We start from the raw sequence: 15,797 nt of genomic DNA on the forward strand, positions 1-15,797 counted from the left end.
TCCGGGGACCGAGGGGTGCGGGAACCAGTTGGATCGTCTCAAGTTAGGCTTACCTAAGTCAACTGGTTCCCGACGTCCTGTCGGTAAAAACGTACCCCGTGGGCCGGGGGCGCAACACTCGATCAAAAAATCCCACCCGGCCCGGGTCCGGCGGCACGGGACTACGGCAGCGTGAGGATCTCCGCGCCCGTCTCCGTGACCACCAGCGTGTGCTCGAACTGGGCCGTGCGCCTGCGGTCCTTGGTGACGACCGTCCAGCCGTCCTCCCACATGTCGTACTCGTGGGTGCCGAGCGTCAGCATCGGCTCGATGGTGAAGGTCATGCCGGGCTTGATCACGGTGGTCGCGTGCGGGGCGTCGTAGTGCGGCACGATCAGGCCGGAGTGGAAGGCCGTGCTGATGCCGTGGCCCGTGAAGTCCCGTACGACGCCGTAGTCGAAGCGCTTGGCGTACGACTCGATGACCCGGCCGATGATGTTGATCTGGCGGCCCGGCCGAACCGCCTTGATCGCGCGGTTGAGGGACTCCCGGGTCCGCTCGACGAGCAGCTTCGACTCGTCGTCGACGTCGCCGCAGAAGTAGGTGGCGTTGTTGTCGCCGTGCACGCCGCCGATGTACGCGGTGACGTCCAGGTTCACGATGTCGCCGTCCTTGAGGACGGTCGAGTCCGGGATGCCGTGGCAGATGACCTCGTTGACCGAGGAGCACAGCGACTTGGGGAAGCCGCGGTAGCCGAGCGTGGAGGGGTAGGCGCCGTGGTCGCACATGAACTCGTGCGCGACCCGGTCGAGCTCGTCCGTCGTCACCCCCGGCGCGATGTGCTTGGCCGCCTCCTCCATGGCCCGCGCCGCGATCCGGCCCGCGGTCCGCATCAGCTCGATCGTTTCGGCGGTCTGCACTTCGGGGCCGGTGTACGGCGTGGGCATGGGCTTCCCGACGTACTCGGGACGCCGGATACGACCCGGGACGGAACGGGCCGGAGAGATCTCCCCGGGCACGAGCAGGGACTGCGACTTCGGCTGGCCAGACATGCCGGCGAGTCTATCGAGCGGGTGTGGGGCAGCATGGCCTTGAGGCACCCGGCCACCGTCCCAGGAAAGAGGCACCCATGGCTCTGTTCAAGAAGCGCACGGTCGGCAAACCCGGCGAGTGGTTCTACTGCCTGGTCCACCACAAGGTCGAGGAGGGCCCCGAGTGCCCGGCCAAGGACCGCTTCGGGCCGTACGCGACGCGCGAGGAGGCCGAGCACGCCATGCAGAGCGCGCAGGAGCGGAACCTGGAGTGGGAGAACGACCCCAAGTGGCACGACAAGTCGGCGCCGCAGGACGGCGAAGAGTGAGCCGCCGCTGACCCGCTGACGGTTACCAGCGGGCCGGTGGCGGCGCCGTCAGGTGGTCGGCGAGCTGGGTCAGGCGGTCGCGGAAGCGGCGCGGGCCGCGCTGCGGGGGCAGGGTGTTCTCGCCCGCGGCGGCGCTGACCAGGTGCTGCACGGTGTCCAGGTCGAGTTCCGCGTCCGGCGCCACCGTCAGGGACTCGTGGACCAGCCCCTGCACCTCGCGGTCGCCGCCGTCCAGGGCGAGCACGGTCGCGCCCGCCCGGCGCGCGTCGTGGACGCGTTCGAGCAGGCCTTCGGCGGGCCGCTCGGGCGCCACCACGAGCAGCGTCTCGCCGCGCCGGGCCGCCTCCAGGCGGCCGAGCCCGACGGACAGATGGGGCGGCCCGCCCGGCTCGACGCGGTGGCGCACCAGCGTCGGGCTCAGCTCCAAAAGGCCCGACCAGGCCGCCTCGTCGGTGAGGTGGGCGGCCAGGTGCCAGGGCTCGTAGCGCTCGGTGCCGACCAGGAGCAGCCCTCCGCCGTGCGGTACGACGGACGAACGAAGGACGCCCCCGAAGCGGCGGGTGGCCCGCAGCCACTCCGTCCCGGCGAGCACTTCCCGCAGCAGTGCGACCCGTACGGCATCCATGGCCGGCAGCCTGCCGCATCCGGCGCGGCCGCGGGCCGGAACCGGGCTTCGTCATCCGAATGAAGGGCGCCGCTACGGCCGAGTAGGGTCGCCCTCATGACTTCCACTGACAACGCCGGTACCGCATCGAAGCCCGCCGCGAAGGACCCCTGGGAGCTTCCGGACGTCTCCGGCCTCGTCGTCGGCGTGCTCGGCGGCACCGGCGACCAGGGCCGGGGCCTGGCCTACCGGCTGGCCCGGGCCGGCCAGAAGGTGATCATCGGCTCGCGCGCCGCCGAGCGGGCGCGGACCGCCGCCGACGAGCTCGGCCTCGGCATCGAGGGCGCCGACAACGCCGAGTGCGCGCGGCGCAGCGACATCGTGATCGTGGCCGTGCCGTGGGACGGCCACGCCAAGACGCTGGAGTCGCTGCGCGAGGAGCTGGCCGGAAAGCTCGTCGTCGACTGCGTGAACCCGCTCGGCTTCGACAAGCAGGGCGCGTACGCCCTCAAGCCCGAGGAGGGCAGCGCGGCCCAGCAGGCGGCCGCCCTGCTGCCGGACTCCCGGGTGACGGCGGCCTTCCACCACCTCTCCGCGGTGCTGCTCCAGGACGAGTCCGTCGAGGAGATCGACACGGACGTGATGGTGCTCGGCGAGGTGCGCGCCGACACCGACCTCGTACAGGCGCTGGCCGGCCGGATCCCCGGCATGCGCGGGGTCTTCGCCGGGCGGCTGCGAAACGCCCACCAGGTGGAGTCACTCGTCGCCAACCTGATCTCGGTGAACCGCCGCTACAAGGCCCACGCGGGGTTGCGGGTCACCGACGTCTGAGGACGCCCGGGCATGGTGGACACTGGACGGGTGGGTGCCGAGGGCACCCGCCCGTCCCTTTCGTCCCGCTCGACCGCAGTGCCGAAAAGCAGCCGTACCCGACAGGAGCCGACCTCCATGCCCCGCCTCGCTCTGTACGCCCTCGTCGTCTGTGTCCTCGCCGTCGCCGCGGCCGTGGTCTCCTTCGCCCAGGGCAGCTGGCTCGGAATCATCTGGGTGCTGCTCGTCGGACTCTCGTCCAACATGTGCTGGTACTACCTGCGCCGGGGGCGCTCGGCTAGCGCTGCGGAGTGAGTGAGAGGTCCGGCCAGAACTGGTAGAGGCTGCGGCCCGTCGCCGCGTCCACGTCGGACACCCCGAGCCCGTCCAGGATCGCGTAGACCAGCCGGAAGAACTCCTGGTTGATCTGGGGGATCCAGAGCATCGCGAACACCGCGAGCAGCCCGAACTGCGCGAACGGCTCGACCTGGCGCCGGGTCGAGTGCGAAAGCCACGGCTCGACGATCCCGTACCCGTCCAGGCCCGGCACCGGCAGGAAGTTCAGGAGCGCCGCCGTCACCTGGAGCAGTGCCAGGAAGGCCAGCGCGTTGCGGAAGTCGGCGGGCACTCCGTCGAGCGCGTGCAGCCAGAACGGGGCCGTGCACACGATCGCGAACAGGACGTTGGTGAGCGGGCCCGCCGCCGAGATCAGGCTGTGCTTCCAGCGGCCCCGGATGCGGCCCCGCTCGATGAACACGGCGCCGCCGGGCAGGCCGATGCCGCCCATGATCACGAAGATCACCGGCAGCACGATCGACAGCAGCGCGTGCGTGTACTTCAGCGGGTTGAGCGTGAGGTAGCCCTTGGCGCCGACCGTGATGTCCCCGCCGTGCAGTGCGGTGCGGGCGTGCGCGTACTCGTGCAGGCACAGCGAGACGACCCAGGCGGACGTCACGAACAGGAACACGGCCAGGCCGCGGGACGAGGCGTAACTCGTCCACACCGCCCACCCGGAGACCGCCATGACGGCGACGATCCCGAGGAAGACCGGGCTGATCCGCCGGTCGTGGTGGCGGGAGGTTGCGGTGGCCATGCGGTGGGCTCCAGTGGCTGGTGGGACGGTCGAGAGGACGCGCCCGACCGTACAGGGGCTGAGAGCCCGTGTCTGGATCGCGTCCGATATCGGGCTCGGGCTCCGCGCGTCAAACGTCTCGGGAGCGGGCGGGAGTTCCGCACCCCGGGCCCCGGGCCTTGCCGCGTCGATGAGAATGGGGGCGTGCGCTACCGGATTCTCGGCAACACCCAGGTCCACCACCTCGACGGCAGCCCCGTCTCCCTCGGCGGTGCGCGGCTGCGCGCGCTCTTGACGGTGCTCGCGCTGCGGCCGGGCCGGGCCGCCCCGGTGGGCGTCCTCGTCGGCGAGGTGTGGGGCGACGAACCGCCCGCCGACGCCCCGGCCGCGCTCCAGGCGCTCGTCGGTCGGCTGCGCCGGGCACTGGGCCATGACGCGGTCTTCTCCGCGGACAGCGGCGGATACGGGCTCGCGGCCCAGCCCGACGACATCGACCTCCACCGCTTCGAGCGGCTCACCGCCGACGGCGCCCGCGCCCTGGAGGAGGGCGACCCGGCGAAGGCCGCGACCCTGCTCGACGACGCGCTCGCGCTGTGGACGGGATCCGCGCTCGCCGACCTGCCCGACCCCGGCGCCCTCGCCTCCCGCGCCGAGGCCCGCAGGCTCGATGCCCGGCGGCTGAGGCTCGCCGCCGCCCTCGTGCTCGGCCGGGCCGGCGAGACGCTGGCCGAGCTCGCCGCGCTCTGCGGGAGTCACCCGCTCGACGAGCCGCTGCACGCCCTGCGCATCCGCGCGCTGCGGGCGGCGGGCCGCCCCGCCGAGGCGCTCGCCGCGTACGAGAGCGTGCGCACCACGCTCGCCGAGGAGCTCGGCGCCGACCCCGGGCCCGAACTCCGCGCCATTCACGCCGAGTTGCTGAACCCGGCCGCTGTCCCCGCGCCCGCCGCCCCGGTGCACGGCAATCTGCGGGCCCGGCTCACCTCCTTCGTCGGGCGTGAGGCCGAGCTCGCGGACATCCGCGGCGACCTCGAATCCGCACGCCTCGTCACCCTGCTCGGGCCCGGCGGGGCCGGCAAGACCCGGCTCTCGCAGGAGGCCGCCGACAGTGCCGCGGAGTGCTGGCCGGACGGGGTGTGGCTGGCCGAACTCGCGCCCGTCGACGACCCGGCCGGGGTGCCCGCCGCCGTGCTCACCGCGGTCGGCGCCCGCAAGACGGTGCTGCACTCGGCCGGCGCCGAGGAGCTCAGGGCCGCCGACCGGCACGCCGACGACCCCGTGGTCCGGCTCGCCGAGCACTGCGGGCCGCGCCGCATGCTGCTGCTCCTGGACAACTGCGAGCACGTGATCGGCGCCGCCGCCGAACTCGCCGAGTACCTGCTGGCCCGCTGCCCGCACCTGGTCGTCCTCGCCACCAGCCGCGAACCGCTGGGCGTGCCGGGGGAGTTGGTGCGGCCCGTCGAGCCGCTGCCCACGCCGTACGCGCTGCGGCTGCTCGCCGAGCGGGGCGCCGCGGCCCGGCCCGGCTTCCGCGTCGAGGGCGATCCGGACGCCGCCGCCGAGATCTGCCGCCGCCTTGACGGGCTCCCGCTCGCCATCGAGCTGGCCGCCGCCCGCCTCCGAATACTGACGCCTCGTCAGATCGCGGACCGTCTGGACGACCGGTTCCGCCTGCTCACCAGCGGCAGCCGCACGGTGCTGCCCCGGCAGCAGACCCTGCGGGCCGTCGTCGACTGGTCCTGGGACCTCCTGGAGGCGCCCGAACGCGCGGTGCTCGGCCGCCTCGCCGTCTTCGCGGGCGGCTGCGACCTGGCGGCGGCCGAGGCGGTGTGCGCCGAGGACGGCGGCCTGGACGCCCCGGACGTGCCCGCCGTGCTCGGCTCCCTCGTCGACAAGTCGCTCGTCGTGGCCGCGCCCGACGACACCGGCGAGATGCGCTACCGGCTGCTCGAAACCGTCGCCGAGTACGCGACGGAGCGGCTCGACGGCGCAGGCGACCGCGCCGCCGCCGAGCGCCGCCACCTCACGCACTACCGCGAATTCGCCCGCCGCACCGACGCCGGCCTGCGCGGCCCCGGGCAGCGGACCGCGATCGACGCCTTCGAGCGCGAGTACGAGAACCTGCGCACCGCGCTGCGCCGCTGCGTCGCGCTGCGCGACGAGGAGGAGGCGCTCTGCCTGGTGCACGCCCTGTTCTGGTACTGGCAGATGCGCGACCTGCGCGCCGAGTCGCGCCACTGGGCCAAGGAGGCGGCGGCGCTGGGGCCCGACCCGTTCGCGCCGCCCGTGACGCCCGCGCCGCCGGTCTACGTCCAGTGCACGGACGCCCCGCCGCCGCTCGACCCCGAGGTGCTCCAGGAGGCGCGGCGCGGCGTGCGGCTCGTCGAACTGGCCACCATGGACCACGAGATGGACCAGTGGACGACCCCGGAAGCCGCCGAACGGCTCCGCGCGATCGCCTCCGCCTACCGCCCCGGCCTGCCGCAGACCTGCCGGATGCCGGGCTCGCTCTGGTTCTTCCCCGTGGTGCTCACCGGCGACCAGGCCCGGCTGAAGGAGGTCCTCGACGTCACGGTGGAGGCCAGCGAGGAGCTCGGCTACGAGTGGGAGCTGGCCGCCGCCCTCCAGATGCGCGCCAACGTCCTGGCCAACCGGACCGAGTGGGCCGGTGACGCGACCGCCGACGCCGACGCCGCCCTCCTCGTCTTCCGGCGCCTCGGCGACGCCTGGGGCTCGGCCGAGGCACTGGGTGCCAGGGGCGAGGCGCGCGAGAAGCGGGGTGAATTCGGCCCGGCCGCCGAGGACTTCACGGCCGCCCTCGGCTACGCCGAGCAGCTCGGCGCCCAGGCCCAGGTCACCCTCCTCAAGGCGCGGCTCGCCTCCGTCCTCCTGGAGATGGGGGAGGGCGAGCGCGGCGAGGCCATGCTGCGCGAGATCCTCGCCGACGGGAACCGGGCGGGCGTCGAGGCCCGGCCCGCGGCCCGGCTCTTCCTCACCATGTGGCTGGGCCGCACCGGCCGGATCGACGAGGCGCGCGAGCACGCCGAGGTGATGCTGAGGGAGTTCAGCTCCGCCAGCCTCGTCCTGTTCGAGGGGTTCGTCCTGGGCGTGCGGGCCTGGCTGGACAACGTGCAGGGCCGGTACGCCGACGGGCTCGCCGGCGCCCTGGTCGCGCTCGACCGGGCCCAGGGGCCGCTCTCGCGGATGGTCGCGCCCGAGATGATCGCCGTCCACATGCTCACCGCGGCCTGCGCGATCGCCGGACTCGGCGGCCGCGGCGACGGCGCGGACGCGGCCCGGCTCGTCGGCGCGCACGACGCGCTGCTCCCGGCCGGCCACTTCGTGCCGCCCGTACAGGTGGAACAGCGGGCCGAGGCCGAGCGGGCCGCTCGCGCCCTGCTCGACGACGGGGCGTACGAGACCGCGTACGCCGAGGGCGGTGGCCTCTCCGTGGAGGAGGCCACCGCCCTCGTGCGGCGCGATCGCAAGAACTGACGTACCGTCAGGCTCAGGTGCGCTTGCGGAACTTGGCGACCGCCAGCGGAGCCATCACCAGCGTGATGCCCACCGACCAGGCAAGCGTCATCAGCGCGGAGTGGGCGACGGGGCCGCCGGTCATCAGGCCGCGGGCCGCGTCCGCCAGGTTGGACAGCGGGTTGTAGTCGGTGAAGGACTGCAACCAGCCCGGCATCGTGGTCGGCTTGGCGAAGATGGACGAACCGAACTGCAGCGGCATCAGCACGAGCATGGCCACTCCCTGGACGGCCTGGGCCGTCTTCATGGTGAGTCCGAGCAGGATGAAGATCCACATGAGGGACGCGCCGAACGCCAGCGACAGGCCGACCGCCGCGAGCAGGCCCCACACCGAGGTGCTGATGCTGAGGCCCAGGATGAAGCCCATGATCAGCAGGATCGTGGTGGCCACCAGCATGCGGCCGACCTCGACGACCATCTTGGCGATGAGGACGGACGACCGGGCGATGGGCATCGTCCGGAAGCGGTCCATCACCCCCTTCTTGAAGTCGTCGTTGACGCCGGTGCCGACCGCCATCGCGATGTTGAGGCCCATCATCGCCATCAGGCCGGGCACCAGGTAGTTGACGTACGCCTCCTGGTTGCCGCTGCCGAACATCGCGCCGCCGAAGACGTACACGAACAGCAGGATGAAGATGATCGGCATCAGCACGGCGTCGAACATCGACTCCGGGTCGGCCTTGATCTGGAGCATGTTGCGGCGCGCCAGGGCGCCGATGTGGCGCAGGTTCGCGCGCATCCCGATCCGTACGTCGTCGGACCCGGTGGCCCGCCGCGGACGCGAAGGGGTCTGCTGGGCAGGCGCTTCGACAGTGGTGGTGGTGCTCATGCCGCGACCTCCTCGGTCTCACGGTGGATGTCCTGGGCGTCGCCGGTCTTCTGGCCGGTGATGGCCAGGAACACCTCGTCCAGGCTGGGCAGGTGGGTGCCTATGTGGGCGATGCCGTAGCCGCGCGCCCCCAACAGGCCGACCACGGCGGTCAGTTGCTCGTCGCTGAGGATCGGCACGTTGAGCACCCCCTCGTCGGGGATGACCTGGGTGCCTGAGACGCCGTCCAGGCCCGCCTCGGTGACGGCCCGCGCCATCGCGCCCAGCTGGTCCGGGTCGGCGGGCCGGATCTGCAGGGTGCGGCCGCCGACCTTCGCCTTCAGCTCGTTGACCCCGCCGTTGGCGATGACCTTGCCGTGGTCGATGACCGTCAGTTCGCTGGCCAGCTGCTCGGCCTCCTCCATGTACTGCGTGGTGAGCAGCACGGTGGCGCCCTCGGCGACCATGCGCCGCACCTCGTCCCACACCTCGTTGCGGGTGCGCGGGTCGAGGCCCGTGGTCGGCTCGTCCAGGTAGAGGACGGCCGGGTGGCCGATCATGGAGGCCGCCAGGTCGAGTCGGCGGCGCATGCCGCCCGAGTAGGTCATCGCGGGCCGCTTGGCGGCGTCCGTGAGCGAGAAGCGCTCCAGGAGCTCGTCCGCGCGGGTCCGCGAGTCCTTGCGGGACAGGTCGAGCAGCCGGCCGATCATGTAAAGGTTCTCGCGGCCGGACAGCTTCTCGTCGACCGAGGCGTACTGCCCGGTCAGGCCGATGGTGCGGCGCAGCTGGCGGGGCTGCTTCACCACGTCGAAGCCGGCGACGGTGGCGCTGCCGGCGTCCGGCACGAGCAGGGTGGACAGGCAGCGTACGAGGGTGGTCTTGCCGGCGCCGTTCGGTCCGAGGACACCGAGCACGGTGCCTTCGCGGACGTCCAGGTCGACGCCGTCCAGCGCCTTGGTGTCGCCGAAGTGCTTCACCAGCCCCCGTACGGAGACGGCGGTGCCGGCGGCGACGCCGGTCCCGCTGTCGATGGGGTTCTTGTCGATTCGCGTCATGTCCATCAAGGTGCCAGCCGCCACCGACAATCCACCGACAGGGCACCGACAGCCTGGGGACAACCGGCCTGCGGCCGCCTACGGCCCTGTGGACAACCGGGCCCACAGACGACGGACAGCCCGCCGATGGGGGAAGTCGGCGGACTGTCGTCGTGACCGCAGTGGCTAGTGGAAGGTGTGCTCCTCGGCCGGGAACGCCCCGCCGACGACCTCGCCCGCGAAGGCCTTCGCGGCGTCCCCGAGCGACTCGCGCAGGTTCATGTACTGCTTGCTGAAGCGGGGGGTCTTTCCGCCGGTCAGGCCCACCATGTCGGTGTAGACGAGCACCTGCGCGTCGCACTCCACGCCCGCGCCGATGCCGACGGTCGGGATGTGCAGGATGCGCGTGACCTCGGCGGCGAGCTCGGCCGGGACCAGCTCCAGGACGATCGCGAAGGCGCCCGCGTCCTGCACCGCCTTGGCGTCGCGCAGCAGCTGGTGCGCCGCCTCGTCGCCCCGGCCCTGCACCCGGTAGCCCAGCGTGTTCACGGACTGCGGGGTGAGGCCGATGTGGCCCATGACCGGGATGCCCGAGTCGACGAGCAGCCGGATCTGCTCGTGGCTGCGCTCGCCGCCCTCCAGCTTGACCGCGCCGACCCCCGCGTCCTTGACCAGGCGCATGGCGCTGCGCAGCGCCTGCACCGGACCCTCCTGGTACGAGCCGAAGGGCAGGTCGGCGACCACGAGGGAGCGCGAGGTGCCCCGTACGACGGCCGCGGAAAGCAGGGTGATCTCGTCCATGGTGACCGGGACGGTCGTCTCGTAACCGAGGTGGCAGTTGCCCATCGAGTCGCCGACCAGGAGGACCGGGATCCCGGACTCGTCGAAGACGGACGCGGTCATCGCGTCGTAGGCGGTGAGCATGGGCCACTTCTCGCCGCGCGCCTTGGCGGCGGCGATGTCGTGCACGGTGATGCGCCGGGTGCCCTTGCCTCCGTACAGCGCCTTGGGATTGCTGCTGTCGGGTGCCTTGGGGGCAGCCTGAAGTTGTTGCGTCATCGCAACGGCTCCTGTTCGTCATCTCGAAGCGCCCTTACGGCGTCTCCGGACCACATCCATGGTGGCATCCCGTGCCCCGTGCCGGGAAGGGTGTCCCAGGAAGCCGTATCGGCCACGAACACGAACCGGTGTCCGAAAAGCAAAGACCTTGCTATACGAGACGGTCTCGTATCGAAATAGCTCTAGGCTGGACGGCATGTCAACCACGCCTGCCGCGTCCGGCGCCCCGGCCGCACCTCGGATACCCGAAGCCGTCCACCGCCGACGCTGGGCGATCCTCGCCGTCCTGATGCTCAGCCTGCTGATCGTCGTCCTCGACAACTCGATCCTGAACGTCGCCGTCAAGACGATCGCCAGCCCCGCCCCCACCGGCCTCGGCGCCACCCAGAGCGAGCTGGAATGGGCGATCAACGCCTACACGCTGGTCTTCGCCGGGCTGCTCTTCACCTCCGGCCTGCTCGGCGACCGGCTCGGCCGCAAGAAGATCCTGCTCTTCGGCATCACGGTCTTCGGCCTCGGCTCGGTGCTCGCCGCCTTCTCGAACTCGCCGGACCAGCTCATCGCGTTCCGCGCCCTGATGGGCCTCGGCGGCGCCTTCGTGATGCCCGCCACCCTCGCCGTCCTCATGAACGTCTTCGAGCGCGAGGAGCAGCCCAAGGCCATCGGCATCTGGGCCGGCGGCGTCGGCCTCGCCATCGCGATCGGCCCGATCACCGGCGGCGTCCTGCTCCAGCACTTCTGGTGGGGCTCGGTCTTCCTGGTCAACGTGCCGGTCGTGATCATCGCCCTGATCGCGATGGTCGTCCTCGTGCCGGACTCCAGGGACCCCAACCCCGGCCGGCTAGACCCGGTGGGCGTGCTGCTCTCCGTGGTCGGCCTCGTCCTGCTGGTGTACGGCATCATCCACGGCGGCCAGCTCGCGGACTTCACCGATACGACGGTGCTCGCCACGATCCTCGGCGGGGTCGCGGTCCTGGTCGGCTTCGTCCTGTACGAGAAGCGCGTCGACCACCCGGCCATCGACATCAACTACTTCAAGAAGCCCGCGTTCTCGGCCGCCGTCGTCGCCATCGCGCTGACCTTCTTCGCGCTGATGGGCGTGACATTCTTCTCCGTCTTCTACATGCAGAGCGTGCGCGGCTACAGCGCGCTCCAGTCCGGCCTGCTCATCCTGCCGCTCGCCGCCGCCCAGATGATCTTCGCGCCGCGGGCCCGCCTGGTCGTCGACCGGTTCGGCGCCCGGGCCGTCTGCACCGCCGGACTGATCCTGGTGGCGATCGGCCTCGCGGCCTTCGGCCTGTTCGACGCGAACACGCCGATCTGGGTCATGGAGGTCGTGTTCTTCGTCCAGGGCGCCGGAATGGCACACATCATGCCGCCCGTCACCGTGTCGATCATGCAGTCGCTGCCGCGCGAGAAGGCCGGTTCGGGCTCGGCCGTCAACAACACCTTCCGCCAAGTCGGCGGCGCACTCGGCGTCGCCGTGCTCGGCTCGCTGCTCTCCACCGTCTACCGCGGTGACATCCAGGGCCACCTCGGCGCGGTCCCCGCAGGGGCGCGCAAGGCGGCCGGCGAATCCATCGAGGCGACCCTCGGCATCGCCGAGAAGATGGGCCCCGCGGGCAAGGCACTGATCGCCCCGGCCAACGACGCCTTCATCCACGCCATGCACGTCACGGCCCTCGCCTCGTCCGGCGTGGCCCTGCTCGGCGCGGTCGTCGTCGCCCTGTTCCTGCCGCCGAAGCCGCCCGCGGCCCCGGCGCCCAAGGCCGAGGACCGGCCCACCGAGGCCGCGCGCGGCTAGGAGGCCGGGCCTCCGGGACAATCGGCGGGACGGCGAGAAGAAGCGGAGCGGGCGTGACCCTGATGGACAAGCAGCACAAGGCCGGCGAACCAAGGCGCGGGCGGCCCCGCTCCGAGGCCGCGGAACGCCAGATCCTGGAAGCCGTGATCAAGCTGCTTGAGGAAGGCGTCTCGCTCGCCGACCTCTCCATCGAACGCATCGCCCGCACCGCGGGCGTCGGCAAGGCCACCATCTACCGGCGCTGGGCCGGCAAGGAGGAGCTGTACGTCGAGGTCGTCCAGTCCATGGAGTCGCCGGCCCCGCCGCTGCCCGGCCACTCCCTGCGCGACGACCTCGTGTGCATGGTGGAGAACGTGCGCCGGCGCAGCGTCGCCAAGCAGTCCTCCGCCCTGCTGCACAACGTCTTCGCGCAGATGCAGAGCTATCCCAAGCTCTGGTCGAAGTACCACAGCATCGTCATCGACCCCCGCCGCGAGCTCCTCGACGAGGTGCTGCGGCGGGGCGTCGAGAACGGCGAGCTGCGCGCCGGGCTCGACCTCGACATGGCCGCCGACCTCTTCGTCGCCCCGATGCTGGTGCGCACCATGATGCGGCCCGGCAACGAACTGCCCGGCCCCGAGCTCGCCGCGCGCATCGTGGACGCCGTCCTCGAAGGGCTGCGCCCGCCCCGCTGAATATGCGCGTTGTGTCACAGGGGCCCTAGCTGCGGCCCCGCCCTGGAACCCGCCGCCCCGCCCGGTCGTCCTGCGGGGCGTACGGATGTCGTACGGGCAGTACGGCAGCAGGGAATCCCACCCGTTTTCGCCTAGGGTCGAACGGCGGGGACGATGTGCGGAAACAGCAGTGAGGACAGCGGAATGGCGCGGGCGTACATGACGGAGACGGGCGACGGCAGCGCGGAGGGCGAGCGCACCGGGTCCCGGTTCCGGCGCCTGGTCGACAACTGGCGGGGCGATCCCGGCATCTGGCGCCGCGGCCTGGTCCTCGCGGGGCTCGCCGTGCTGATCGCCCTGGTGATGCTCCTGCACGCCCGGATCCCCAACTCGGTGGGCAACCTCGGCTCGCTCTCAGAAACCTTCCTGCCGTGGCTCGGCGTGTTCCTGCCGGTCCTCCTCGGGCTCGCGCTGTGGCGCCGCTCGGCGACCGCGCTGATCGCGCTGCTGCTCCCGGTGATCGTCTGGCTCAACGTGTTCGGCGGCCTCCTCACCGACAAGCAGGGCTCCGGCGGCAACCTGGTCGTGGCCACCCACAACGTGAACGCCGAGAACGCCGACCCGGCCGGCACCGCCCGCCAGGTCGCCGCCTCCGGCGCGCAGGTCCTGGCCCTGGAGGAGATCCCGGGCGACAAGGTCGAGACGTACAAGAAGGCGCTGGCCGACCTCTACCCGTACCACTCGGTGCAGGGCACGGTGGGCCTCTGGTCCAAGTACGAACTCAGCGACAGCAGGCCCGTCGACATCAAGATGGGCTGGACGCGCGCGATGCGCTCGACGGTGAAGACCCCGACCGGCGACGTCGCGGTGTACGTCGCCCACATGCCCTCGGTACGGGTCAAGCTGAACGCCGGGTTCACCGCCAACCAGCGCGACAACAGCGCCTACACGCTGGGTGAGGCGATCTCCGCCGAGCCGATCAAGAAGGTGGTCCTGCTCGGCGACCTCAACGGCACGATGAACGACCGCTCCCTGAACAACATCACCGCCCAGATGCGCTCCACCCAGGGCGCCGCGGGCGACGGCTTCGGCTTCACGTGGCCGGCCCCGTTCCCGATGGCCCGCATCGACCAGATCATGGTCAAGGGCATCGAGCCGAAGTCGTCGTGGACCCTGCCGGAGACGAAGAGCGACCATCTGCCGATCGCGGCGCGCTTGCAGGTGTAGCCGCCCGGGCTCCCGGCCTCCGGTAGCTCACCCCAACTCGCGCCAGCGGTTGGTGATGGGAAGCCGGCGGTCCTTGCCGAACCCCTTCGCCGAGATCTTCGTACCCGGCGGATACTGCCGCCGCTTGTACTCCGCCGTGTCCACCATCCGCAGCGTCCTCCCCACCAGCTCCGGGTCGTACCCGGCCGCCACGATCGCGTCCGCGCCCTGGTCCCGGTCGACGTACATCGCCAGGATCGCGTCCAGGACCGGGTAGTCGGGCAGCGAGTCCGTGTCGACCTGGCCCGGGCGGAGCTCGGCGCTGGGGGGCTTGGTGAGGGAGTTCTCCGGGATCGGCGGGGTCTGGCCGCGCTCGGCCGCCGCGCGGTTGCGCCACTCGGCGAGCCGGAACACCGAGGTCTTGTAGACGTCCTTGATCGGCCCGTACGCGCCCGCCGAGTCGCCGTACAGCGTCGAATAGCCCACCGCCAGCTCGGACTTGTTGCCCGGGGCGAGCACGATGTGGCCCTCCTGGTTGGAGAGCGCCATCAGCATCGTGCCGCGCAGCCGCGACTGGAGGTTCTCCTCGGCGAGCCCGGTCAGGCCGAGCGAGCCCATGTAGGCGTCGAACATCGGCTCAATGGGGACGGTGCGGAAGTTCAGCCCGGTACGCCGCGCCAGCTCGGCCGCGTCGCCCCGGGAGTGGTCCGAGGAGTACTTCGACGGCATGGACACGCCGTACACGTTCGCCGCGCCCAGCGCGTCGCAGGCGATCGCGGCGACCAGCGCCGAGTCGATGCCGCCGGACAGGCCGATCAGGACGGACCGGAAGCCGTTCTTCGCGGCATACGCGCGCAGGCCCACGACCAGCGCCGAGTAGACCTCCTCATCGTCGTCGAGCCGCTCGGCGTAACCGCCGGTCAGCTCCGGCTCGTACGCCGGGACCGGCTCCTCGGAGACCACCACGTGGTCGATGCGAAGACCGTCGTCGACCACGCCGGACGGGGCCGGGCCCGCGGCCGGGAGTTCCAGGTCGAGGACGACCGAGCCCTCGCTGAACTGCGGTGCCCGCGCCACGACTTCGCCGCTCGCGTCGACGACGATCGAGTCGCCGTCGAAGACCAGCTCGTCCTGGCCGCCGATGGTCGCCACGTACGCGAGCGTGCAGCCGGCCTCCTGGGCGCGCTTGCGGACCAGGTCGAGCCGGGAGTCGTCCTTGTTCTGCTCGTACGGCGAGGCGTTGATGGAGATCAGGAGTCCCGCGCCCGCCGAGCGGGTGGCCGGGACGCGGCCGCCGTCCTGCCACAGGTCCTCGCAGATGGCGAGGGCCACGTCGATGCCGCGCACCCGCACCACGGGCATGGTGTCGCCCGGCACGAAGTAGCGGAACTCGTCGAACACGCCGTAGTTGGGCAGGTGGTGCTTGGCGAAGGCCAGCACGACCCGGCCGCCGTGCAGCACCGCCGCCGCGTTCTGCGGAGCGCCCGCCGGCTGGCCGAGCCGGGGGCTTGCGACGGGGGAGCGGTCCAGGTACCCGACGACCACGGGGATCTCCCCGAAGCCCTCCGCCGCCAGGCGCGCCGCGAGCGCGGTGAGCGCCCGCCGGGACGCCTCGACGAAGGACGACCTGAGGGCCAGGTCCTCGACGGGGTAGCCGGTCAGCATCATCTCGGGGAACGCGACGAGGTGCGCCCCCTGCTCGGCGGAGTGCCGTGTCCAGTGCACGATCGCCTCGGTGTTGCCGGAGATGTCCCCGACGGTCGAGTCGATCTGATTCAGGGCGAGACGTAGTTGAGGCACGCGGCCCAGTGTAATCGTCAATGCGACGCGATGGGGTGGGGAGCGGCGATACGGGGCGCCGTTCGGGGCGCCCCATG

The 15,797-nt window shown here is 71.7% G+C and carries 14 protein-coding genes; 7 read left to right on the forward strand and 7 right to left on the reverse strand.

Annotated elements, in window-relative coordinates:
* Positions 1-161: 161 nt before the first annotated feature.
* Complete coding sequence (map, locus tag ADK54_RS03060; RefSeq protein ID WP_053723920.1) at positions 162-1,031, reverse strand: type I methionyl aminopeptidase; 870 nt, start codon at positions 1,029-1,031, stop codon at positions 162-164.
* 77 nt (positions 1,032-1,108) lie between these two features.
* On the opposite strand from map, the gene ADK54_RS03065 reads away from it, so the two are divergent.
* A complete protein-coding gene (locus tag ADK54_RS03065) occupies positions 1,109-1,339 on the forward strand; it encodes a hypothetical protein (RefSeq protein ID WP_053723921.1) in 231 nt (76 codons plus the stop codon).
* A gap of 22 nt (positions 1,340-1,361) precedes the next feature.
* On the opposite strand, the gene ADK54_RS03070 is transcribed toward ADK54_RS03065, so the two are convergent.
* On the reverse strand, positions 1,362-1,964 hold the full coding sequence (locus ADK54_RS03070; RefSeq protein ID WP_053723922.1) for a hypothetical protein: 603 nt from the start codon (positions 1,962-1,964) through the stop codon (positions 1,362-1,364).
* A gap of 96 nt (positions 1,965-2,060) precedes the next feature.
* On the opposite strand from ADK54_RS03070, the gene npdG reads away from it, so the two are divergent.
* Together npdG and ADK54_RS46620 are read left to right on the forward strand one after the other, a co-directional pair.
* A complete protein-coding gene (gene npdG / locus ADK54_RS03075; RefSeq protein WP_053723923.1) occupies positions 2,061-2,774 on the forward strand; it encodes an NADPH-dependent F420 reductase in 714 nt (237 codons plus the stop codon).
* Between the two features lie 117 nt (positions 2,775-2,891).
* Positions 2,892-3,068, forward strand: coding sequence for a hypothetical protein (locus ADK54_RS46620; protein ID WP_199826850.1), 177 nt, complete (start codon positions 2,892-2,894; stop codon positions 3,066-3,068).
* Here the strand turns inward: ADK54_RS46620 and ADK54_RS03080 are convergent.
* Complete coding sequence (locus tag ADK54_RS03080) at positions 3,052-3,846, reverse strand: site-2 protease family protein (protein WP_053723924.1); 795 nt, start codon at positions 3,844-3,846, stop codon at positions 3,052-3,054. The genes ADK54_RS46620 and ADK54_RS03080 overlap by 17 nt on opposite strands.
* Before the next feature lie 183 nt (positions 3,847-4,029).
* Between ADK54_RS03080 and ADK54_RS03085 the strand changes: the two genes are divergently transcribed.
* Positions 4,030-7,317, forward strand: a complete 3,288-nt coding sequence (locus ADK54_RS03085; RefSeq protein ID WP_053723925.1) for a BTAD domain-containing putative transcriptional regulator — start codon at positions 4,030-4,032, stop codon at positions 7,315-7,317.
* Between the two features lie 13 nt (positions 7,318-7,330).
* On the opposite strand, the gene ADK54_RS03090 is transcribed toward ADK54_RS03085, so the two are convergent.
* From ADK54_RS03090 to panB, 3 genes are all read right to left on the reverse strand, one after another.
* Positions 7,331-8,185 carry an ABC transporter permease gene (locus ADK54_RS03090; protein ID WP_053723926.1) on the reverse strand — a complete coding sequence of 285 codons (855 nt, stop codon included), beginning with the start codon at positions 8,183-8,185 and terminating at the stop codon, positions 7,331-7,333.
* Entirely contained in the window at positions 8,182-9,219 is a 1,038-nt protein-coding gene (locus ADK54_RS03095) for an ATP-binding cassette domain-containing protein (protein ID WP_053723994.1), read from the reverse strand. The genes ADK54_RS03090 and ADK54_RS03095 overlap by 4 nt, the downstream gene beginning before the upstream one ends.
* 165 nt (positions 9,220-9,384) lie before the next feature.
* A complete protein-coding gene (panB, locus tag ADK54_RS03100) occupies positions 9,385-10,257 on the reverse strand; it encodes a 3-methyl-2-oxobutanoate hydroxymethyltransferase (protein WP_053723927.1) in 873 nt (290 codons plus the stop codon).
* 196 nt (positions 10,258-10,453) lie between these two features.
* Between panB and ADK54_RS03105 the strand changes: the two genes are divergently transcribed.
* The 3 genes from ADK54_RS03105 to ADK54_RS03115 all read left to right on the forward strand — a co-directional run bounded on the left by ADK54_RS03105 (position 10,454) and on the right by ADK54_RS03115 (position 13,941).
* Positions 10,454-12,061 (forward strand): MFS transporter, encoded by a 1,608-nt coding sequence (locus tag ADK54_RS03105; protein WP_053723928.1) that lies wholly within the window; start codon positions 10,454-10,456, stop codon positions 12,059-12,061.
* A gap of 62 nt (positions 12,062-12,123) precedes the next feature.
* Entirely contained in the window at positions 12,124-12,735 is a 612-nt protein-coding gene (locus ADK54_RS03110; RefSeq protein WP_053723995.1) for a TetR/AcrR family transcriptional regulator, read from the forward strand.
* A gap of 183 nt (positions 12,736-12,918) precedes the next feature.
* Complete coding sequence (locus tag ADK54_RS03115; RefSeq protein WP_053723929.1) at positions 12,919-13,941, forward strand: endonuclease/exonuclease/phosphatase family protein; 1,023 nt, start codon at positions 12,919-12,921, stop codon at positions 13,939-13,941.
* A 27-nt stretch (positions 13,942-13,968) separates the two neighbouring features.
* Here ADK54_RS03115 and ADK54_RS03120 read toward each other — a convergent pair whose 3' ends face one another.
* Positions 13,969-15,720 (reverse strand): NAD+ synthase, encoded by a 1,752-nt coding sequence (locus ADK54_RS03120; protein WP_053723930.1) that lies wholly within the window; start codon positions 15,718-15,720, stop codon positions 13,969-13,971.
* Between the last annotated feature and the right edge of the window lie 77 nt (positions 15,721-15,797).

This window comes from Streptomyces sp. WM6378 (genome assembly GCF_001279695.1).
Classification (GTDB): Bacteria; Actinomycetota; Actinomycetes; order Streptomycetales; family Streptomycetaceae; genus Streptomyces.

Bases quoted from the DNA above. Each gene is read 5' to 3' on its own strand.
- panB (WP_053723927.1), bottom strand. From the start codon at position 10,257: ATGACGCAACAACTTCAGGCTGCCCCCAAGGCACCCGACAGCAGCAAT.
- ADK54_RS03065 (WP_053723921.1), top strand. From the start codon at position 1,109: ATGGCTCTGTTCAAGAAGCGCACGGTCGGCAAACCCGGCGAGTGGTTC.
- map (WP_053723920.1), bottom strand. From the start codon at position 1,031: ATGTCTGGCCAGCCGAAGTCGCAGTCCCTGCTCGTGCCCGGGGAGATC.
- ADK54_RS03115 (WP_053723929.1), top strand. From the start codon at position 12,919: ATGGCGCGGGCGTACATGACGGAGACGGGCGACGGCAGCGCGGAGGGC.
- npdG (WP_053723923.1), top strand. From the start codon at position 2,061: ATGACTTCCACTGACAACGCCGGTACCGCATCGAAGCCCGCCGCGAAG.
- ADK54_RS03105 (WP_053723928.1), top strand. From the start codon at position 10,454: ATGTCAACCACGCCTGCCGCGTCCGGCGCCCCGGCCGCACCTCGGATA.
- ADK54_RS03095 (WP_053723994.1), bottom strand. From the start codon at position 9,219: ATGACGCGAATCGACAAGAACCCCATCGACAGCGGGACCGGCGTCGCC.
- ADK54_RS03070 (WP_053723922.1), bottom strand. From the start codon at position 1,964: ATGGATGCCGTACGGGTCGCACTGCTGCGGGAAGTGCTCGCCGGGACG.
- ADK54_RS03090 (WP_053723926.1), bottom strand. From the start codon at position 8,185: ATGAGCACCACCACCACTGTCGAAGCGCCTGCCCAGCAGACCCCTTCG.
- ADK54_RS03080 (WP_053723924.1), bottom strand. From the start codon at position 3,846: ATGGCCACCGCAACCTCCCGCCACCACGACCGGCGGATCAGCCCGGTC.
- ADK54_RS03110 (WP_053723995.1), top strand. From the start codon at position 12,124: ATGGACAAGCAGCACAAGGCCGGCGAACCAAGGCGCGGGCGGCCCCGC.
- ADK54_RS46620 (WP_199826850.1), top strand. From the start codon at position 2,892: ATGCCCCGCCTCGCTCTGTACGCCCTCGTCGTCTGTGTCCTCGCCGTC.